A 19,960-nucleotide genomic window follows, 5' to 3' on the forward strand; every position below is an offset into this window, starting at 1 on the left:
ATCGAACCGTACCGAGGCTGGAAGCGACTACTGATCGGGACATGCCTCCGGATCAGCCATGGTCATCTCTCTTCTGACTGCCGTCTTCGAAGTCGTCGATTTCGTGTTTGATCTCTCGGTCGCGATCGATCGCACGAAGCGACTGAGCGGACAGGCCACGGGCAGCGATCAGATCGTAGACGTCCCGCCTGACCCGAAGCCACTGCCACCTGCCGCCCAGCGCGCGCTCGCCGAGGCCGAGGAGCAGGAACGCGCAAGAGAGCACACCGCTCAAGCCGCCAGCGGCACCGACAAGGCGTCGTAGCCGTAGACCCAACTCGTATCGGTCCGCTCTCTCAGCCAGATGTTGGCGCGCGAGGTTTCCTGCACCCGTGTCGTGCGTTCCTTGCGCGTCGCCTCGAAGCGGCGGAATGCGTCCGCGACGCCGTCTCGGTCGACACCGTCGAGGCAGCGCGACAGCACGGCGGCGTCCTCGATCGCCATCGCCGCGCCCTGTGCCATATAAGGCGTCATAGGATGACAGGCATCGCCGAGCAGCGTCACCTTACCGTCAGCCCAGCGCTCCAGCGCGTCGCGGTCCATGACCGCCCATTTGTGCACGTCGGGGCACGCCGCGAGCACTTGTCCGACCTGCGGATGAAAGCCTTCGAATGAGGCGCGCAGATCGCGCACGTCACCCTTGGCAGACCAGGACTCGATGCGGAAGTCCGGCTCGGGCTGGCTGGTGACGAGATAGACCTCGCTGCGATCAGGCTTGACGTAATAGATCACGATGTGGCGGTCTTTGCCCCACCATTTGGTGCAGTCGTCGATTGTCTCGCCGCCGAGCAGCGCCGCTGGATAGGTGGTGCGATAGGCGATGCGGCCGGTGAACCTGACCGGTGCGGTATCGAACAGGATATCGCGTACTGTCGAATGCACGCCGTCGGCGCCGACGACGGCATCGGCAACGGCGCTGGCGCCATCGGCAAAGGTGAGCCGGACGCCCTCACCGGTCTCGTCGAGGCCGACGAGCTTGTGGTTGAGCCTTATAAATTCATCCGGCACCACGCTCGCCAGCGCGGCATGCAAATCGCCGCGATGGGCGAGCAGATAGGGCGCGCCGAACTTCTCCTCCGCGCTCTCGCCAAAGATCATGTCGAATTTGATGTCGCCACTCTTCCAGTCGCGATTATTCCAGGAGCGTGGGTAGAACGACTGGCTGCGCATCCGTTGCTCGAGCCCCAGTGCGCGCAGCACCTTCATCGCGTTGCAGCCGATCTGGATGCCGGCGCCGATGCGGGCAAATTGCGAGGCTTGCTCGTAGACCATGACGTCGACGCCGACGCGCCTGAGCGCCGCGGCTGTCGCGAGCCCGCCCATGCCGGCACCGACGATCGCAACCGAAAGCGGCCTAGCCATCGCGTCCCCCACCCTGCCGCGCGGCTTGAGCGCCGCGTTGTCGTCTACGCGGGCCGGAAGCCCGCGTGCTCTAGCGCCGCAAGCGCCTCGTCCGAGCCGAGCGCATCGAGAAAAGCCTGCACCGCCGGCCGCTGCTTGCGCGCCGTCACCAGCGCGAAGTCATAATGCTCTTCCGCGAATGGAATGAAACCGAGGCCGACCGCATGGGCGACCGGCGCAATGGTCATGCCCCAGTCGGCGCGGTGCTGCGCGACGGCCGCGGCCACGGCGTTGTGCGAGCGCGGCTGGTTCCAGTAGCCTTCGGGACGCGCGCCGCCGAGCAGGCGGTCGATCAGGATGCGCGTGCCGGCGCCCTGGTTGCGGTTGACCATGATGCAGGCAGAGTCAGCGAGCGCAGCGGCGACAGCCTCCTTCGCACCGAGGCCCTCGAAACGCTCGTCGCCCTTGCGGAAGACGATGCCCTGCATCCGCCGCCAGCCCGGCACGAGCTCGAGCCCATCGGCAAGATAAGGCGTGTTGTAGGTCTCACTCTTGTCGTCGAACAGATGGATCGGCGCGAGATCGCATTCGCCGCGCTTCGCCGCCGCAAGCCCGCCGAGACTGCCGACCGCGATCGAGCGGACGGTGAGGCCGGCATGCGCGAGCTGTGCCGTCACGAGATCGAGGCCGGTGCAGTGACTGCCAACGATGACGAGATCTGGCACGCGCACATGCGGCGTGAACAGCGTCACCTCGGCCTCGGTCCCTGCCCGCATCTGGTCGGCCAGCGCATCGATGCGCAGGAAGCCGTCGGCCTGCGCGAAGGACGTGATCGCACCCGAGCCCTTGCCGGAGGGATAGGCGATCAGGCCGTCCTTGCCCTCGACCAGCGAGACCATGACGAATTCGGTGCGGCCGAGTTCGGACGCGATGCGCACCGGCACCGTCGCATTCACCTTGGCATCGGCGCGCGGCGGCAGGCCGGCCATTTTTCGGAGGACGGGCACGATCATGTCGTGGAAGGTGAACATCGCCGAGGTCGGAAAGCCCGGCAGGATCACCACCGGCTTGCCCTCGCACACCGCGAGGCACAGCGGCTTGCCCGGCTTGAGCGCAACGCCGTGCGCGATGATGCCGGGCGCGCCAAGCCGGCCGATGATATGATGGGAAAGGTCGCCGGCGCCTTTCGACGTGCCACCCGAGAGCACCAGCATGTCGGCGTCCGCCAGCGCGCTGCGCATGGCGGCTTCGAGCTTTGCCTCATCGTCGGGAATGGCGCCGAGGAAGACGGCCTCACCGCCATTCTCGTTGATCGCCGCGGTAACAATCGCACCGTTGGTGTCGTAGATCGCGGCCGGCGCCAGCGCTTCGCCGGGCTGCACCAGCTCGTCGCCGGTGGAGATCACGGCAACGCGCGGCTTGCGCGCGACTTTCACCTCGGCGATGCCGCAGGCCGCGAGCATGCCGATCTCGCGCGAGCCGATGATCGTCCCGGCGCGCAGCAGCGCCTCGCCGCGCGCGATGTCCGAGCCTGCATAGGAGACGAATTGGCCAGGAGACGTCGCGCGGCGGATGTCGATCGCATCCGAGCCGGCCGGCTGGGTATGCTCGACCATGACGACGGCGTCGGCGCCGCGCGGCAGCGGACCACCGGTCGCGATCGCCGTTGCGGTTCCCACAGCAACTTGCAGCGCCGGTGCGGTGCCGCAATGGATGGTCTCGCCGTTCAGCGCAAGGCGAACGGGTGCTCCTTCGCCGGCAGCGGAGAGGTCGGACGAGCGCACGGCAAAGCCGTCGACATTGGAGCGGTCGAACGGCGGCACATCGATCGGTGCCGTAACGTCTTCGGCGAGTGCCGTGCCGAGCGCAGCATCGAGCTTGCACACCTCATTCGGAAGCGCACGCGGGAACAGCGCCGCCTCGAAGCGCGCCAGCGCCTCCTCGCGCGAGAGGATCTTGAGGAACTGCTCCTGTTCGAGCGCGCTGCGGTCTGGCGATTGCGGGATCATCGTCATGCCGGAATCCATATCACTCCCGCATCAGATAAGCATCGACCGGCGCGCCCGCTGCAAATCCTTCGTGGCTGCCGGGAATGAGCAGCCATGCACCCGCACGGGCGATCGCCTGGAGCGGCCACTCGCCGACCGCAATCGGCATCCATGTCTTATGTTCCTCAACCAGCAGCGCGATCTCGGCGATGCCGACGCTGGATGCAATTTTTTGCGCGAGCGGCAAGGTCACCTGCCGGCGCGGCTGGCGCGCCGCCAGACGATCGACCAGCGGAAGCACCAGCGCGAGCCAGCCCGCGAGCGCATGATCTGGCGATCCCGGCAGGGCCACTGCGGGAACCTTGCCAAGCCGCGCCACGGCGGCGGTGCGTCCGGGTTGGAGCGCGAGGCCATGGGCGAGCACATCGCCGCGCTGGGCCAGCGCCACGATGGCGGCATCCAGGCGGCCGACCCCGCTGCCACCGATGGTCACCATCACATCGCAGGAGGAGGTATCGAGCGCAGCGGCAATCGATGCCTGATCGCGCGCGTCGGCCTCGAACGTCGTCACGTCCAGTCCCGCTGCTCGCGCGATCCCGGCGATCATATGCGCCGTTGCCGTTGCGCCCGGCACATTGACGATGCGCAGCCGCGGGCGCCGCACGCTGAGCTTTTCCAAGCCCGCGATGCGCGCGATGAGCAGATCAGCCACATTGACCGAATGTCCCTGTCTCCCGTCGGGCGTGCGGTCCGCGACATCGCTGCCGGCACGCCTGACGCCTTGCCCCGGCACGCCCTCGGCCAGCACCTGAACCAGCGGCCCCGACACCTCGACCGCATCGGCATCGAGCACGCAGTCGCATCCCCCAGGCATTGCATCACCGGCCTCGACCCAAGCGGGGGCCGTTGCCAGAGGCAGTGGCGAATAGGCGGACGCGCCGACGAGATCGTTGGCGCATAGCGCCCAGCCGTCTGTGGCGGCGACGTCGTGAGACGGATAGGCTGGGAGCAGCGGAGTGCCCGCCGCGATGCAGCCGACCGCTTCGGTCAGCGGCAATTCCACCGGCGCAAGCGGATCAACACCGCGCAGCAACGCGGCGAGCGCGACGTCGAGCGATGTGAGCGAGGGCGGCAGGCGCTGGGTCATGCGCCATGATGGACCATGCATCGCCCGGTTTGGCAACCGCTGACGATCCGGACATCAGCCGCCCGACCTGTCCGCATTCGGAAAGAACAGCTGCTGTCCGTCGACCTTGTAGCCGGCGATCGCGGCCTGCCCCTCCGGCGAGGTCAGCCAGTCGACGAAGGTCTGCCCCAGCTCCTTCTTCACGTCGGGAAACTTCTCGGGATTGACCAGCATCACGCCGTACTGGTTGAGCAGCCGCTTGTCGCCTTCGACGACAATGTCGAGATCGCCGCGCTCCTTGAAGGCGATCCAGCTGCCGCGATCGGACAGCACATAGGCATTCGCGGCGCGCGCGGCCTCGAGCGCCGCGTTCATGCCCTGCCTCGCCTCGCGATACCAGGCGCCCTTGGCGCTTGCGATGTCGATGCCGGCGATGATCCAGAGCGCGAGCTCGGCTGCGTGGGTGCCCGAGCGATCTCCGCGCGTCACGAACGGCGCGCCCTTGGCCTCGATCGCCTTCAGCGCGGTCGCGATGTCCTTGCCCTTCACGCCGGCGGGATCGCTCTTCGGCCCGATCAGCAGATAGTCATTGTACATCACGTCGTAGCGCTTCGATGCAAAACCGTCGGCGACGAATTTCTCCTCTTGCGGTCGCGCATGCATCAGCACCGCGTCGGCTTCGCCCCGACGTGCGCCCTCGAGCACCTCGTCGGCGCGCCGCGCGATCACGGTGACGTCGATGCCGGTCTTGTCGCGAAAGATCGGCAGGAGATAGTCGAGCAGGCCGGACTCCTGTGTCGATGCGGTCGTCGCCAGCACGATCGAGCGGTCCTCCGCGGATGACGCCGCAACGGCAAGGCCGCAGAGAAGCGCAAGCAGAGCGGAGAGGCGGCGAACGGCCATGGACGGGTTCCCTCGGATATGACGCGGTCATGATGATGATCGATTGCGCCGCACTCGTGACGCATTGCCATTCCGCGGCCCGGGTCTCGACAACGACAGATAGAGCCGACATCTGACCACCACCAGCAGCAGACTTCGCCGCGCCGGCGCAAACCGTTCAAAGGCGCGACATTCGGGAAAGTTCGGCAACGCTGCGACGCTCATCTCGATCGCGATCGCAACCCTCGCACCATGTGCGTGCAACAGGATCGTTCACCAAAGCAAAAATCGCGCGCGCGGATGTGTTGCAAAGCAACGAGATCATCGTGCATGGTTCCGATGAACACAAATTGAAATGCAGAATTCCACCTGCGTCGAACGTCAAAAAGAAGTAAGAATTTGCATAGGAATGCAGGATGGAATTCCTGACGACCAGCGAAGCCGCCGACTATCTCCGGCTCGGCGAACGCAAGCTCTACGAACTCGTCACCAACGGCGCGATCCCGTGCACCAAGGTGACCGGCAAGTGGCTCTTCCCGCGGCACGAGCTCGACCTCTGGGTGCTGTCCGGCCTCGCGCGTCCCGCCGGCATGCTGATCGCGGAGCCGCCGCCGGTCGTGGGCGGCAGCCAGGACGAGCTGCTGGATTGGAGCCTGCGCGAATCCGGCTCGGGCCTGGGATCGATGAGCGAGGGCAGCGCGCGCGGGCTCGAGCGCTTGCAGCGCGACGAGGTGATGGCGGCCGCGGTGCACTTCCACAGCCTCGACGCCGACGGCAATCTTGCCGCCGACGCCAGTGCGACGGCGCTGCGTGATGCGCCGGACCTGCATGATGCGGTGCTGGTCGCGTTCGTGCGCCGCGAGCAGGGGCTCGTGCTGTCGCCGGGCAACCCGAAGCGGCTGCGCGGCCTCTCCGACGTGCTCGCGCTCGGCGCCAGGATGGCGATGCGGCAACAGGGCACGGGCGCGCAGATGCTGCTCGACGTGCTGTTGAAGCGCGCCGGCGCCTCGACGCGGGATTTGCACCGGGTCGAGACGCCGGCCCTGACGGGTCCGGACCTCGCCGAGATCGTGCGCGCGGGACAGGCCGATTGCGGCGTCGCGACGCGGGCGGCGGCGCGCTCGGCCGGGCTCGATTTCGTGCCGCTGGTCTGGGAGAATTTCGATCTTGCGATGCGGCAGCGCAGCTATTTCCGCCCCGCCATGCAGGCTCTGATCCGGTTCCTGAACGAGCGGCGGCTGCGCCAGCGCGCCGAGGAGCTGACCGGCTATGATCCCTCGCCCGCAGGACAGATCCGCTTCGCAGCCTGACATTGACGCCCGCCCCCTAATAGTTGCAAAAGAAACCAATTCAGCCGGGCCATACCCGGGGCAACACCGGCCAACGTGCCGGATCAGGGGAGGACAAGCGTGAACCCAGCGAGATTTGGACTGCCGGTCGCGGCCGCCTTGGTGGCAGCGCTAGTGCCGGGTGCCGCAATGGCGCAGGTGTCCGACAACGTCGTCAAGATCGGCGTGCTCACCGACATGAACGGCCCCGCCTCGGCGCCGACCGGCCAGGGATCGGTGACCGCGGCGCAGATGGCGATCGACGATTTTGGCGGCACCGTGCTCGGCAAGCCGATCAGCATCGTGATCGGCGACCACCAGCTCAAGGCCGACATCGGTGCTTCGCTCGCGCGGCGCTGGTACGACGTCGACCAGGTCGATCTGATCGTCGACGTGCCGGTCTCCGCCGTCGGCCTCGCGGTGCAGAACATCGCCAACGAGAAGAAGAAGCTGTTCATCACCCACTCCACCGGCACCGCGGATTTCCACGGCAAGTTCTGCTCGCCTTACGCGATGCAGTGGGTGTTCGACACCCGCGCGCTCGCGGTCGGCACCGCGGATGCGGTGGTGAAGCGCGGCGGCGACAGCTGGTTCTTCATCACCGACGACTACGCCTTCGGTCACTCCCTCGAACGCGATGCTTCCAGCGTCATCACCGCTAATGGTGGCAAGGTGCTGGGCTCGGTGAAGCCGCCGCTGGCAACGCCCGACCTCTCCTCCTTCGTGCTGCAGGCGCAGGCCTCCAAGGCCAAGATCATCGGCATTGCGGCAGGCCCGCCCAACAACATGAACGAGATCAAGACCGGCTCGGAGTTCGGCGTGTTCAAGGGCGGCCAGCAGATGGCGGCGCTGCTGGCGCTGATCACCGACATCCACGGCCTCGGCCTGCAGGCCGCGCAAGGCCTGCTCCTGACGACGTCGTTCTATTGGGACATGGACGACAAGACCCGCGAATGGTCGAAACGCTATTTCGCCAAGATGAACAAGATGCCGTCGATGTGGCAGGCCGGCGTCTATTCGAGCGTGATCCACTATCTCAACGCCATCAAGGACGCCGGCACCGACGATCCGCTCAAGGTCGCGGCGAAGATGCGCGAGAAGCCGGTCGAGGATTTCTTTGCCCGCAACGGCAGGATCCGCGAGGACAATCTGATGGTGCACGATCTCTGGCTGGTGCAGGTGAAGACGCCGGAGGAGAGCAAGTATCCGTGGGACTATTACAAGATCCTCACGACCATCTCCGGCGAGAAGGCGTTCGGGCCGCCGGACCCGGCGTGCGCGCTGGTGAAGAAGTGACGGTGTAGCGAAACACACAACTCGTCATGCCCGGGCTTGACCCGGGCATCCACGTCTTTCCTCAATCGCGGTGACGCGTGGATGGCCGGGTCGAGCCCGGCCATGACGGTGGCGGGCGTGGCCGCGTCCTATTTCACCACCCCGATCTCGCGAAAGTACTTCATCACGCCCGGATGGATCAGCTCCGCCTTCGGCGCGGCCGCGACCGTGTTCGACGCCGTGGTCTCGCAGGCCTGCGCGAGCTGCTTGCAGAAGGTGGCCTCGACGCCATGCAGGGTCTTCGCCAGTCGATAGGCGACATCGTCGGGCAGGTCCTCGCGCGTGAGGACGAAACTCCAGGAGCCGAGCGAGGCGATCGGCTCGCTCTGCTTGGGATAGGAGCCGGCCGGCACGGTCAGCGGCTTCAGGAACGCATGCTTGGCGCGGATGCGCGCGATCTCTTCAGTGCTCGGCGCGATGAAGCGCGCGCCTGACGCGCTCGAGGCAACCGCGGCGAAGCCCGGCCAGCCGATGCCGGCGCCCCAGAGCGCGGCAACGCGGCCGTCCTCGACCATCGCGGGGCCGTCGCCGGCGCGGTCGAGATAGATGGCCTTGAAATCCTCATCCTGCTTCAGGCCGAGGCCGTCGAGCACGTAGCGCGCCAGGATCGGCAGGCCCGAGCCTTTTGCGCCGAACGCGACGGGCTGGCCGACGAGATCGCGGATGTTCTTGTAGGGACTGTCGGCCCGCACCACGAACATGCCGGGGTTGGAATAGATCGCGGTGAGGATCTTCAGCCGCACGGGCACACGGCCGATGCCGGCAAAGGCCTCATAGGCCGGCTCGCCCGCGACCAAAGCGAGATCGAGCTCGCCCTTCTCCAGCAGCGGAATGTTCTCGTTGCTGCCTTTGGTGTTGCGCGGCGTGATGGTGATTTGCGGATCGGCCGCGTTCATCACCTCGGCAAAGGCATTGCCATAGAGCGGGAAGCCGCCGCCGGGCGTCGCGGTGCCGAGGCTGAGTGTCGTGGTCGGAATGGCCTTGCCTCCGGTTTGAGCAGCGGCGGGGGTGAAGGGCAGCACCGCTGCGAGAAGGAGAATTGCGAATCTCATGGTCAGTCCCGGCGGCCTGCGTCAACACCGACTTGCGGCGATGTAGGCAGCGGCCCGTTTTTGTGAAAGCATGCCCCGTAACGACAATAGAACAATGGGAGGCGTCATGTTGCGAATTTTGCGTAACGGTGTTTTCGGGCTTGCAGTCCTGTTTGGTCTTTTCAGCGCCTCCCCTCCCGCCGCAGCCGCCTATCCCGACCGCCCCGTGCACTGGATGATCGGCTTTGCCGCCGGCGGCCCGGTCGACATCGTGGCGCGGATCATGGCGCAGGCGCTGTCGGATCGCCTCGGCCAGCAATTCATCGTCGAGAACCGCGCCGGCTCCGGCGGCAACATCGCAGCTGCGGCTGCGATCAACGCCCCGGCCGACGGCTACACGCTGCTGTTCGTCGCGCCCAACAACGCGATCTCGACCTCACTCTACAAGAAGCTGCCTTACGACTTCCTGCGCGATACCGTGCCGGTGGCGAGCATCATGCAGCTCACCAACATGCTGGTGGTCTCCAACGCGTTTCCGGCGACGACGGTCCAGGAGTTCATCGACTACTGCAAGGCCAATCCCGGAAAAATCTCCTATGCCTCGTCGGGCAACGGCACCTCGGTGCACATGTCGGCCGAGCTGTTCAAGGCGATGACCAAGTGCGACATGATCCACGTGCCCTATCGGGGCTCGGCGATCGCCTTCCCCGACATCATCTCCAACAAGGTGCAGCTGATCTTCGACAACCTCCCCTCCGCACTCGAGCAGTCGCGCGGCGGCAATGTCCGCGCGCTCGGCGTGACCTCGCCGCAGCGCTGGCCGACCGTGCCTGACGTGCCGGCGATCGCCGAGACCGTGCCCGGCTTCGAATCGGTCGGCTTCTACGGCATCTCCGCGCCGAAGGGCACGCCGAGCGAGGTGATCGAGATCCTCAACAAGGCCGTCGGCGAAGCGCTGAAGGACCCGAAGGTGATCGCGCGCCTGACCGAGAACGGCGGCATCCCGAAGCCAATGGCGCCGGCCGAGTTCGGCAAGCTGGTCGCGGACGAGACCGAGAAGTGGCGCAAGGTGGTGGAGTTCGCCGGGGTCTCGGTGGACTAGGCGGCCTAGCGGCGAGCTTGCAGCTCGCAAGCAGCCATTGGAGGGGCCGCAAGGCCCCTTCCATCAAAAAGCGAAAACAACCCCATGCACAGTAGAAAACTCACGTGATTGCAATGGGTTACAAGATCGAGCGAGTAGGCCCACGAAAAACCCGTTTGACTCGTCGGGCAAAACAGGCGCATAAGGGCATCATCGTTGATTTCGGTAATTTCGAAATGCTTGGCCAGGCTATGCCGGCGCTCCCGACCGCGGCCGCCAGCATTGCACCCCCGCCTCCATCCCTGTAAACGAACCGCGCACCGTTGCCGGCCACGCGTTCGCGCGGGGCCGTCCCGCGGCGGGGCCTGTAGCTCAATGGTTAGAGCCGGCCGCTCATAACGGTCTGGTTGCAGGTTCGAGTCCTGCCGGGCCCACCAATGAAATCAGTGACTTATCAAGGGCGGTTTCGTTTCATCGGAAGCACCGCACCAGATATCGCACCAGATACGTGCGCTTTTCGTTCGCTGACTGGGCAGCACTTAGCGATTCTGTCGACGGCATCCGACAAATCGTCGGGATTGTGATGGCCATACGTGTTGACAGCACCTCAAGCTACATCCCGAGATACCCCGCTGCCTGCCGCGAATCCGCGCCTCGCTGCATGAGCCAAGTCGCTGCGGTCTGTCGCAGCGTAGCACCGATGGATGCTCGTAACTGGACGCCGCGGTAATCGCTCCCTTGTCTCGAGGAGCGCTCGTCCAACGACAACGCAGGCATAAGGGAGGCACTGGGTCCCCCAACATGCCAACTCGAGCACGGATACCTCGGTCCGGTAGCTTTGGCCGACGCGACCCACGTTTCTGGTTTCAGCCTCCTCAATGTTAGGAAGTCAATGCCATCGTTTGTCGTCCATGCGCGTTCTCAATCTTAGTCTCAACGTCGTGAGGTTGTGGTCGTTCAGCAGGTCGGTCTGACGCAGGCCGAGAAGGCGGCCGCTGTCGACCCCGCGGAGCCGTCGTCATAGGCGCGGAAAAACTCGCCGCGGGCATCGCGTCGTTCGACATCGAAGGAGCGCCGAAGTCAGTTACAAGTGACGAACGTCGTTTTGATGGAAAGCAGACGCTGTCGTTTGATAAGTTAACGAGGGGACTTGTTGGAAGGCAGAGGCTCGAGGGATTGGGATCTTTGGTATTGAGACGACGTTCGACTGCGATCAAACTTTCATCCTATTCGGGATCTAAAGCTGATCAATAGAGAGCAGGTTGTTGATTGGAAGATTCAACCACGCAAGAGCTTCAAAGGCCACTCATGGCTCCGTCCAAGCGGAAGAGTTTCGACTAACTTGGAGCAATGAAGAAAAGCAACTAGGTGGCCTCGTGAGAGCCAGCGGTATCGGACAGCGCCAGTGAACCAAACTGGCCCCGCAGTAGGCACCGGATCTCGTGCGGGAGCATCCGTGCTCAGATGAGCCGACAACGAATGGCGCACTAGGGTGGAGTGCGCCACAACAATCCGGGCGGAATGCGGATTGCTCCACGGCCAGCACCTACACGATCATGTTGCGTCAGGTGGAGCGCGTGAGAACTGCACCCGCAGACAGCAAGCGTTTCCTCCAATCCGCTGGCAATAGGTTGCTGAATTGTTTTTTTAAGACTTGTTTTCGCGCCAGGTGACTTTATCTCCGCACCATGGATCTCAGTGACACCCAAGACTACGCGATACAGGCGAAGCTAGCCGGTGTAATAGGCGCGAACCGGGACCCAATCCGACCCTAGCGCGCCCGCTGACTGGCCACGTTAAGCATAGCGCGAACTTTTCATTGTGAAACACAATGCCGATGCCGATTAAGCTCGATGCTGCGACGGCGTTGAGCCGCACTTCCCCAACCTGCGGGCGATGTCTGGAGGTTTATTGATTGTCCCGACCGGCTCTTAGCTGGAATAAAAACGTGCGCCCAAACTCCTCCCCTCTGATGGACGATATCTGGGTAGGCGCCATCGGATGGGTCCTGGGAAGGAGTTGGGAACGCTCAAAGCGCGCTCCTCGTCCGTCTCGATAGCTATTTTTTGGGCGAGCATGACGTCGCCCTCTACCAAGCCACCCAGCGGGACGAAACACCAGCCCGTGCCGAGCCGTCCGTACTCGTCGATCTCGTTGACGTTCCCGGATGTTCCCCGCCGGATGCGATAACGCTTCCACTGTCGCATCCTACCACATCGAAATACCCCCCGGTATCGAACTCTGTCCTTTGCTCGGGCGAAAGCCAAGAACGCAGCAGTCGTAGCGCACGACCCTGAATCGTCTTCTCGGCCTTAGCTGCTTGATAAAGCCTGCTTACCGCGACGCTTCGATGGGGCCATAAGCCGATGCGACGATGCCTTCTCGTCACCTCGCGATCACCCGCCCACGAGCCGCGGGAAGAACAACGTTTCTTCCGCGATCGGATCGAACGCGGTGATCCTGCTCACCTCACCGGGCCCTTTCCGCACCGCCGCGGTATACCCTTTGAGAGCAAATTGCAGAAAACGCTTCTCCGCCTCTGCCAATGCTTCTGAATTGGAGTTGTCGAAGAAGTGTCGGCTATCGCCGCTATGATCCATCACGATTTGGATTGCCATGCTAAGGCTCCCGATTGCACTTCAGGAGGAATGTGAAAGCCGAGCTCTCGTTCCTAAGTTCGCAATCGACAGCTGTGGGACTTTTCCACATTGCAGGTAACACGTTGCACTGGATGCCGCTCGCTTGCCGGAAAAAAGGCCCCAGCACAACCCGCCGGAGCCGTTGGAGGCCTCGACAGTAATGGGGAGCCGCCGAGGCATGCTAATGTCTAGGAAGATTCGGCAATCGGGTATGTATAACCGGTGTGTCTGGATCGCTCTCTCTGAGTGAGCGAGAGGCTTTGCTTTTCCACACCCACCAGAGGCCGTAGCTCGCGCGGGTTCGAGGCCACCATCGATCTATATTTTGCGAGGTACTTACGATGCCGCTTGAATGGGGCATGCCTCGCCCAGTCCGACGCCCCAAGCCCACGCATGCTGACGGTCGGCAGTTCAAGACCACCTTCGGCGGAGATGCGTGAGACGGGCTTGCGCGGCTACTGCCATTGCGGACACCACATTGAACTGAGCGCTGATCGCTGGGCTGATGACGTCCGGCTGTCAGATCTCGAGCCGCGGTTTGTCTGTCAGGGGTGCGGCTCTCGGGGAGCCGACGTTCGGCCCCGACTTCGAGCGCGGCGATGCACGACTTGCAATCGTAGACCACCCGGGCAGTGATCAATTCAGATCGAAGTCACAGGTGCAAACCGATAATAAACCGGATCGCGAAGAATGAGCCAACGGCGACAACAGCCGTCGCACTGATCGCAAACAGGACTCTCCAAGTCTCGTCCAATCGAGCCTCGTACAGAAACGGTGCCCGTGGTGGCCCCAGCATCGGGCCGCGGGGCATGATGATGCTGGGGCCCCCGGACAGGCTCTTGCCTCCTGGGACAGAGGCCGTCACCCGCGAGACACAAGCACATTTCCGATCAGCTGTCTTCGCTTGCCGATTATTCCCGGATGTGTATCCAAATTCCCACAGCTCTGCTGACAAAAGGGAAGGGCCGCAGGCGCCGCTCCTGGTACGACCCCTGCGGCCGGCGCCGCGACGTTCCGCACGATCGGCGCGGCACCCTTGAGGGCTCTAAGATGTCGCTCGGATCGGATCAAGCCGCCTGGCGTTCCTGCGGGCGAACATACCGTTGCCAAATCAATGTCATTCGAAGGATTGCACCTTGGGACCGACCATGGCACGGCTTATTTTCCAGCCCCAGTGCTCCCGGCTGCCGATCCAATTGCGGGTCGGAGCGTAGGGGCGAATGGCCTGAAAAGTTCCAAAATTCGGAATTGGCGAAATGATTCGCGACTGGCGGCGTACATGTGTTAGGGAGCTGGCGCATATTCTACTTGTTCTACTTAGATCCTCTTTTACCCGGCAATGTTTTGACAAGTGGCCGCAGCAGGACGACTGCTGCGGCCTTTTGCTGACAGTCGCTCCGGCCGAGCGTTTTCCGTTCAATTGACAACTTTGTGGTTCGTTGCCATTGGAGACAATACCTATGCCTGAAGAAAATTGCCTGATTGTCCGTGCTGCCGGGAGGCAACTGGACCTTTTGCGCGACGAAGCCTTTCGTATCGCGAAAGATGCAAATGTTGGCTGGTGGACAGACCGCGCGCAGGTCGGCACTAAGTTCTGCTTTGAAGACGCCAAGGCAAAAGCGTCATTTGCGGCGGCCTGCAACAATCTCGGTATTCCATACAGAGAAAACTAGTCAACGAAAAACCCGCCGGCCTCGACAGCCAGCGGGTTCTCAATGCCCATGCGTACCGCGGTACTCGTCACCAATCCGCGAGGATCTATCGTAAGCCGGTATCGGTTGATGCCTGGTTACCGCTCGACGTCGGTGGGTCATGAGGCGCTGCCAGTCTCGTTTTTTGGGTCCTCCGCCGCGGCAACGCGATACTTTGCCGGTCGACCACGCGGTGAGGGTCTCTGCCACAGTGATTCTGGGGAGACATGCATGTGCGGCGCGTGATGGCCTGAGGATTGAAGCGGTAGCTGGCGAAAGAGCAATGCGAAGCGGTAAGGTTCAAACAATGGGCAACTGCGGGAAGAATTTCCCGCTTGTTCTGCTCGCTTGCCACCGCTGCCTCTGAAAGCGATGGAGGCGAGCGTAAACCAACTGACGCGTCCGACCTAGCCGTTCTCCAATTTCGTCGGCAATGGCTCCATCGCCAAGAAGGGAGATTAATTGCCCTCCTCTTCCGGTGACCAAGATCGGCGCAAGTTGCGGCTTTCCGTCAACGTGGCCTCGTCCGAGCTTATGGGCGCGGAGGCGCGGGCTGACGCGATTTGTCGAGAACTCGATTGGGTTGTTCAACCCGCGTCGGGTGCGGCGATCGACTAGGCTCAGATGCGCGGTTGAACCGCACCATCCAAGCGGCTAGACGGGCATAGCTCTGTCGAAGAGCGGTGCCAAACCCCGCAGGTACATCATCGTCGTCCATGCCACAAGAATAGCTCAGGACAGTTTAGAAGACGTTGCCGAAGGTCCGACGGTAGAGACATCATGAACATGCCACATCGATGCATTCCGGCCGACAATTTGTGCTGACCGTTCAATCCTTTTGCAGATCTGAATCCTATGATCTGCGTGTTTATGCACCTCGCTTTCGAGCATGTTGCTCAAGCTGCTGTTTCAGCAATTGCTGCAGTGGGCTCCAACAAATTTCGCGTAGATCGCGGAGTTCGTCCGGCATGACCTGCCGATCCCCGTCGGCCCAATTGACACTGATATGAGCCCAACCAACATGATTATCCGCTTTCCGTAGGCAACAATCGCAGACGAACGTCGTCTCGGTGCTCATCACCCAACCTCCGGTTCGCTTAGCCGAACAACACAGGCCAGTAGCCTAGGTTCCCGCAGCCGCAAATGGGTTAATGCTCGCATCAGCGGTGCCGCAGACCGCCATGCACATTTGGAGAGCGGGGCTCTTCGTGCTTCCGACCGCCGCTTCAAGCGCCGGACCTAAAATGGCGGCCCCAGCATCAGGCGAGCTGGGGCCGTGGAACGCTCCGGACGCTGGGGGGGCTTGGGCCGGAGCAGTGCGCCAACCCGCGCGATTACCGATTGTTCCCCGTAAAAGTTTAGTTTCGCAGTTCGGGCAGACAAAAAAGTGGCCGATTAGCGGATCCGGAGTGTCTCGCACCAACTCCGATCGAAACCATCTCATGGTGATCCGGCAATTCTTACAGTCCGGGACTTCGAGATGCGCCAGTGGCCGCCAGGCCTCATGACGAGCAACATTGTTTAGCATTAAACCGCCAGACAGGCCGGGGAGGCGTTTGGGGGTGTAGGCCGGGCCGCTGTGGGGTCCCGGTGCGCCAAGCAGACGTGAGCCTACCCGCATGGCGAAAAGCACCCCTGTTCACTTTCGCACAGTTCCGTCGCCTATTTTTGCCGCTCGTACATTCGCCAGTGTTACACTCATAATGGCGTCGCGGTAGCCGGCGACTAAGAGCGTGTTTTGAGCAGGTCAACGTAGCGCGCGTGCAATGTTACAAAGCGCTTGGCTCCGTCGAGGAGCACTTTGACCTGAGTCGCCGTTGCCCCTTGGCCAACGATAATACCGATCCGACCACTCAGGCGCGGCCCGGCCGAAGCAGCAACAACAATCCTGCGCCCAGTCATCAGCTCTTCTTTGATAACAAATAGGTCTGCGGACTTCGGCAAGTTACGGGTTGCGCTCCGGGGCATGGCTTGTTCACCACCATCTATCGACGTTGAACCCGCGATTGACGGTGCACGCCTCGGTCGCGACCGCAAAGAGGCCGACAGGAGCGATCCCCAACATTAGGCGGTCCGCTACGGTTGTGCCACCGCCCTAGTCGCGGGTAATCGGCGCGTATTGAATATGGGTGTCTTGACGACCCCGGTGCTACCAAGCCGTCCTCGGCATAATCCATGTTATTGATGCCGAACTCGCGATCTGATCCCACTTAAAAGAGAGGCGAATCACATGGGCGAGCAACAAGCCCCCTTTGAGATGAGTTATTGGCTGACGTCCCAGCTGCGAAGATTCGCACCAAGAGCTGCTAGCCGTCGTGCTTGATTTCGTAGGCCCAATCCGGCCCTACCGGTGCGGTCTTGGCGACCGTGGCGATGCAGGGTCCAATGAAACTGGGAGCGGGGCGTACGCTGAAACTGGATCGCCATCGGTTGAGGCAAGTTCTATTTTTCCAGTCGCGGGAGCCGACCTTCCGGGGCTCCCGCTTCCGTTGTGTCCGGGTTGGCGACGATCCGGACGGCGTTGCCTTCCGAGACAGATGCATTCTATAGTCATTCCCATTCATGGAACTAAGCCGGAGGTTGAACGTTTTGATCGTTTTTATGGCCCTCGGAGGCAAGATGATTTCCGCCGCGCATTGCTTAGAGTTTGCACGTCAGTACAGAGCCCTCTCCCAGAACCCCAACACTTCCCCAGACCGCGCCTTCCTGACGAAGAACATAGCTCGGAGCCTTACCGGGTTGGCGGGTCAATTGGATCGGCTTGATGCGCTGACAAGGGAGGAGCAGCAAAGATGCCCCGCGCCCGGGGCTCCTTAGAAGTTAAAGCTGGAACTAAGGTCTTTGTGCGCTACCTACCGCACCATCACCGGCCAAGGCTCTGCCCGTAGGCGTCAGTGGCTGGATTCGGACAACATCGGCGCAGATTCGCAAGGCGCTTGATAGTTCAAAGGTCTAAGTCCGAAATAACTTATGTTCCTGCGATGATCTGCACGCGGACGTACAATCAATACCCATCAGCAGAAGGAACATGCGATGGGATTGAAGCGACGGCGATTCAAGCAGACGGATTCTCTGGAAATGCGACTCGAGCAATTTGCACAGGATATGCGTGAGCGGGCAGATGGAAAGCCTCCCGGCAACGAGCGCAATGCCTTGCTCAAGCGAGCACGCAATGCAGATCAAGCAATCGACATTGAGCGGCAACTTCGTCAGGACCACTAGGAACGCCCAAGAGAGAAGCGGTTTAGCCTGGCTCCTCCTTCGGAAAACTCTTGCCCTCCCTGCTCCCTGGCAAATCGCCGCTTGATTGCCGATCCGGCCATGTTGAGAATCCAGCCCTCCAAGCGCGCCGATGGCCGCACATCGTCACTGGTGGCCGGAAGCCGTTGTTTTTGCTAAGCTCAAAAAACGGGAAGTAGGCGACGATCAGGAAGAAAGCGAACGTCTGAAGCTCCTTAGCGCGCAGCTCGGGGTGCCTACAACTGCCTTTCGTCGACGCTTAACTGAGATGCTGCGCAACGCGCGTAGGCCACCGCTTATATCCATTGCCTTTATGCACCATCGCGCTCGCGGGTGAGTCCTTCCAGGCGAGTCGGCATTGGTAAACAGAGACCTGGCGCCCATCTCGAGCGTCGCAAATGATCGATCTCAGGGCCATGACGATGTGGCAAAGCACGATGACCGCGCGCGGATGGGCCTGCAATGACTTCCTCCTTTCAGAAGCAAGCGTCGGAAAGCGCACCGCTTCGGCAACCGGCGCCGCAACAGACCATGTCATTCGGAGTCGCCCAACCCCAGGCCGTCAATCAGCGCTGACCAAGGGCGCGTGCAGACTCTTCTTTAGCTAGAAATTGTGTCCCGAAGTCTGTTCAAGCTGGACGCCTGCTGAGCCCTTTTCTCACTTGCAGCGGCTGATTCGCCTACGCTCATGGAGCCTGGGGGATGCTGCGAGCCGCCCAATAGACTTGCGCATGTCCTCCGATAACCAGCGCTACTCAACTGCAAATCAGCGGAATGCAATTGCCGAGTACGCGAGCCAGCACGGACACAAAATTGTGGCGTCATACATCGACGCCGGAAAAAGTGGACTGTCGCTAAGAGGCCGCGACGCACTCAAGAATCTGGTTAGCGATGCACTGGCGGTTCAGCGCAAATTCGAAGCGATCCTGGTTGTTGACGTCAAAGATGGGCCCGCTTTCAGAATCCCGACCAGGCCGCCCACTATGAGTTCCTTTGCAGGCAAGCTGGGGTACGCGTGATGTTACTGCGGCGAACCGTTCGGTGACGATGTGACTTCCATCACCACCATCATCAAACATCTGAAACGGGTGATGGCTGGAGAATATAGCCGCGAACTTTCCGAGAAAATGCCCCGTAAGCGCCAGCAGGCCCAATTAGGATGTCGACAGGGCGGCACGTTGATCTACGCCTTCCGTCGTCTGTTGGTCGATGCTGAGCAGAGTGCTCGGCAGGTCCTGCAACGTGGAGAAAGGAAGGCGCTCACCACCGACAAGGTCATGGTCATCCCAGGACCACCGGAATAACTTGAGGTGATTAGGCGACTTTTTTTCGGATGTACGTGCGCCAGAAGCTCTCGATTGCCGTCCCGGCGCCGGAAACCATCCTCAGCTACTTCGGTTCGCTCCGAAGGGCGTATGAGGCCATTGGATAGACTCCGCCGCCGATACCTCCGTTCGGTATGAATGCGCTGCATTGGAGCAAGAAGGATATATTGGCCGGCTTGCGGAAGCTCTATGCTGAGCACGGGCAGATCACCACCGGTCTCATTGATGGCGCGCCCGACCTGCCGTCCAATAATCTCATTCGCCGTTACTTCGGCTCAAGGACAGCAGCAATGAAACAGGCCGGCTTTCCTGTTTTATCCCGCAGCAAAATTCAGCAGCGTCTGTGGAAGGGCAGGAAAAGCCGCCAAGTGCGATGAATTCTATCATGGCGTTCGTTGGACGGAGGTGAGTCTACTACAGGCCTTGCGCCAGCTTGAGGAGCAGAACGGCTACATATCGGCGACGCTGCTCGACCGGAACGGTGTTACTCCGAGCGCCTACCATTTTACGAAGCGCTTCGGTACGAATGCAAGGACCTTGGCGCACTTGCCACCCCGGACGGCCTCCGACGTCATGAAGGCCGCCTTGAAGCGGAAGGAGGAAGGCAGGGCGATCATTGGACCTCAGCCCCGACTTCAAGGGCAGCGCGCCCGTCTATGGTATCGCTCAGAAGACATCCTGGTTGGACTGAAGCGGCTAGCGGAGCAAAAGGGCCGGGTTTCAGCCCGACTTATCGATGAGGACTCTGACCTGCCTTCGTGTGGCACAGTGGTTCGTCACTCCGGCTCACTCACGGCCGCCTACGAATTGATCAGCCTGGTGCGTCTTGCGGGAAAGCCAGTGCGGTTTGGCTTGCCGCCGAAGGCGAAGCAGTCGTGGCTGTGCCCTAGGCTTACACGACGAGCTGCGAAGCA

15 protein-coding genes, 1 tRNA gene and 2 pseudogenes are annotated in these 19,960 nt (G+C 62.1%); 10 read left to right on the forward strand and 8 right to left on the reverse strand.

Features of this window, described 5'->3' with window-relative positions; all coding sequences use genetic code 11:
* Positions 1 to 58 precede the first annotated feature (58 nt).
* Positions 59 to 304 carry a hypothetical protein gene (locus tag QA642_RS38150; protein WP_283081514.1) on the forward strand — a complete coding sequence of 82 codons (246 nt, stop codon included), beginning with the start codon at positions 59 to 61 and terminating at the stop codon, positions 302 to 304.
* Here the strand turns inward: QA642_RS38150 and QA642_RS38155 are convergent.
* From QA642_RS38155 to QA642_RS38170, 4 genes are read right to left on the reverse strand one after another with little or no spacing between them, the layout of a single operon-like run.
* Positions 271 to 1,401, reverse strand: coding sequence for an FAD-dependent monooxygenase (locus QA642_RS38155; protein ID WP_283081515.1), 1,131 nt, complete (start codon positions 1,399 to 1,401; stop codon positions 271 to 273). The genes QA642_RS38150 and QA642_RS38155 overlap by 34 nt on opposite strands.
* A gap of 44 nt (positions 1,402 to 1,445) precedes the next feature.
* Positions 1,446 to 3,395: a molybdopterin biosynthesis protein gene (locus QA642_RS38160; RefSeq protein ID WP_283081516.1), complete on the reverse strand. Its 1,950-nt coding sequence runs from the start codon at positions 3,393 to 3,395 to the stop codon at positions 1,446 to 1,448.
* A 13-nt stretch (positions 3,396 to 3,408) separates the two neighbouring features.
* Positions 3,409 to 4,515, reverse strand: coding sequence for a molybdopterin-binding protein (locus QA642_RS38165; RefSeq protein ID WP_283081517.1), 1,107 nt, complete (start codon positions 4,513 to 4,515; stop codon positions 3,409 to 3,411).
* Between the two features lie 54 nt (positions 4,516 to 4,569).
* Positions 4,570 to 5,397, reverse strand: coding sequence for a substrate-binding domain-containing protein (locus tag QA642_RS38170; protein ID WP_283081518.1), 828 nt, complete (start codon positions 5,395 to 5,397; stop codon positions 4,570 to 4,572).
* A 395-nt stretch (positions 5,398 to 5,792) separates the two neighbouring features.
* On the opposite strand from QA642_RS38170, the gene QA642_RS38175 reads away from it, so the two are divergent.
* The gene (locus QA642_RS38175; RefSeq protein ID WP_283081519.1) at positions 5,793 to 6,686 is read left to right on the forward strand and encodes a helix-turn-helix transcriptional regulator; all 894 of its coding nucleotides are present in this window, start codon (positions 5,793 to 5,795) and stop codon (positions 6,684 to 6,686) included.
* Positions 6,687 to 6,785: 99 nt separating this feature from the next.
* Positions 6,786 to 8,000, forward strand: a complete 1,215-nt coding sequence (locus tag QA642_RS38180; protein ID WP_283081520.1) for an ABC transporter substrate-binding protein — start codon at positions 6,786 to 6,788, stop codon at positions 7,998 to 8,000.
* A gap of 128 nt (positions 8,001 to 8,128) precedes the next feature.
* On the opposite strand, the gene QA642_RS38185 is transcribed toward QA642_RS38180, so the two are convergent.
* Positions 8,129 to 9,091: a TAXI family TRAP transporter solute-binding subunit gene (locus tag QA642_RS38185; protein ID WP_283081521.1), complete on the reverse strand. Its 963-nt coding sequence runs from the start codon at positions 9,089 to 9,091 to the stop codon at positions 8,129 to 8,131.
* A gap of 106 nt (positions 9,092 to 9,197) precedes the next feature.
* Between QA642_RS38185 and QA642_RS38190 the strand changes: the two genes are divergently transcribed.
* Both QA642_RS38190 and QA642_RS38195 read left to right on the forward strand, forming a co-directional pair.
* Positions 9,198 to 10,172, forward strand: a complete 975-nt coding sequence (locus QA642_RS38190) for a tripartite tricarboxylate transporter substrate binding protein (RefSeq protein ID WP_283081522.1) — start codon at positions 9,198 to 9,200, stop codon at positions 10,170 to 10,172.
* Between the two features lie 340 nt (positions 10,173 to 10,512).
* A tRNA-Ile gene (locus QA642_RS38195) sits at positions 10,513 to 10,588 on the forward strand.
* Between the two features lie 17 nt (positions 10,589 to 10,605).
* Here QA642_RS38195 and QA642_RS38200 read toward each other — a convergent pair.
* The 3 genes and pseudogenes from QA642_RS38200 to QA642_RS38210 all read right to left on the reverse strand — a co-directional run.
* Positions 10,606 to 10,844, reverse strand: a pseudogene (locus QA642_RS38200) (site-specific integrase); the annotation flags it as partial.
* Positions 10,845 to 12,082: 1,238 nt separating this feature from the next.
* Positions 12,083 to 12,450 (reverse strand): annotated as a pseudogene (locus QA642_RS38205) (hypothetical protein).
* A 97-nt stretch (positions 12,451 to 12,547) separates the two neighbouring features.
* Positions 12,548 to 12,769: a hypothetical protein gene (locus QA642_RS38210; protein WP_092217518.1), complete on the reverse strand. Its 222-nt coding sequence runs from the start codon at positions 12,767 to 12,769 to the stop codon at positions 12,548 to 12,550.
* 1,481 nt (positions 12,770 to 14,250) lie between these two features.
* Between QA642_RS38210 and QA642_RS38215 the strand changes: the two genes are divergently transcribed.
* The 5 genes from QA642_RS38215 (at position 14,251) to QA642_RS38235 (ending at position 19,423) form a co-directional block, all read left to right on the forward strand.
* A complete protein-coding gene (locus QA642_RS38215; protein WP_194389416.1) occupies positions 14,251 to 14,463 on the forward strand; it encodes a hypothetical protein in 213 nt (70 codons plus the stop codon).
* Positions 14,464 to 17,514: 3,051 nt separating this feature from the next.
* Positions 17,515 to 17,703 carry a hypothetical protein gene (locus QA642_RS38220; RefSeq protein ID WP_194389417.1) on the forward strand — a complete coding sequence of 63 codons (189 nt, stop codon included), beginning with the start codon at positions 17,515 to 17,517 and terminating at the stop codon, positions 17,701 to 17,703.
* A gap of 749 nt (positions 17,704 to 18,452) precedes the next feature.
* Positions 18,453 to 18,740: a recombinase family protein gene (locus tag QA642_RS38225; RefSeq protein WP_283081523.1), complete on the forward strand. Its 288-nt coding sequence runs from the start codon at positions 18,453 to 18,455 to the stop codon at positions 18,738 to 18,740.
* A 30-nt stretch (positions 18,741 to 18,770) separates the two neighbouring features.
* A complete protein-coding gene (locus tag QA642_RS38230; RefSeq protein WP_283081524.1) occupies positions 18,771 to 19,025 on the forward strand; it encodes a hypothetical protein in 255 nt (84 codons plus the stop codon).
* A 155-nt stretch (positions 19,026 to 19,180) separates the two neighbouring features.
* Positions 19,181 to 19,423 (forward strand): hypothetical protein, encoded by a 243-nt coding sequence (locus QA642_RS38235; protein ID WP_283081525.1) that lies wholly within the window; start codon positions 19,181 to 19,183, stop codon positions 19,421 to 19,423.
* Positions 19,424 to 19,960: the final 537 nt, after the last annotated feature.

The sequence above is a fragment of the Bradyrhizobium sp. CB2312 genome, assembly GCF_029714425.1.
In the GTDB taxonomy this organism is placed as follows: domain Bacteria; phylum Pseudomonadota; class Alphaproteobacteria; order Rhizobiales; family Xanthobacteraceae; genus Bradyrhizobium.

Bases quoted from the DNA above. Each gene is read 5' to 3' on its own strand.
- QA642_RS38150 (WP_283081514.1), top strand. From the start codon at position 59: ATGGTCATCTCTCTTCTGACTGCCGTCTTCGAAGTCGTCGATTTCGTG.
- QA642_RS38155 (WP_283081515.1), bottom strand. From the start codon at position 1,401: ATGGCTAGGCCGCTTTCGGTTGCGATCGTCGGTGCCGGCATGGGCGGG.
- QA642_RS38160 (WP_283081516.1), bottom strand. From the start codon at position 3,395: ATGACGATGATCCCGCAATCGCCAGACCGCAGCGCGCTCGAACAGGAG.
- QA642_RS38165 (WP_283081517.1), bottom strand. From the start codon at position 4,515: ATGACCCAGCGCCTGCCGCCCTCGCTCACATCGCTCGACGTCGCGCTC.
- QA642_RS38170 (WP_283081518.1), bottom strand. From the start codon at position 5,397: ATGGCCGTTCGCCGCCTCTCCGCTCTGCTTGCGCTTCTCTGCGGCCTT.
- QA642_RS38175 (WP_283081519.1), top strand. From the start codon at position 5,793: ATGGAATTCCTGACGACCAGCGAAGCCGCCGACTATCTCCGGCTCGGC.
- QA642_RS38185 (WP_283081521.1), bottom strand. From the start codon at position 9,091: ATGAGATTCGCAATTCTCCTTCTCGCAGCGGTGCTGCCCTTCACCCCC.
- QA642_RS38190 (WP_283081522.1), top strand. From the start codon at position 9,198: ATGTTGCGAATTTTGCGTAACGGTGTTTTCGGGCTTGCAGTCCTGTTT.
- QA642_RS38210 (WP_092217518.1), bottom strand. From the start codon at position 12,769: ATGGCAATCCAAATCGTGATGGATCATAGCGGCGATAGCCGACACTTC.
- QA642_RS38215 (WP_194389416.1), top strand. From the start codon at position 14,251: ATGCCTGAAGAAAATTGCCTGATTGTCCGTGCTGCCGGGAGGCAACTG.
- QA642_RS38220 (WP_194389417.1), top strand. From the start codon at position 17,515: ATGGGATTGAAGCGACGGCGATTCAAGCAGACGGATTCTCTGGAAATG.
- QA642_RS38225 (WP_283081523.1), top strand. From the start codon at position 18,453: ATGTCCTCCGATAACCAGCGCTACTCAACTGCAAATCAGCGGAATGCA.
- QA642_RS38235 (WP_283081525.1), top strand. From the start codon at position 19,181: ATGAATGCGCTGCATTGGAGCAAGAAGGATATATTGGCCGGCTTGCGG.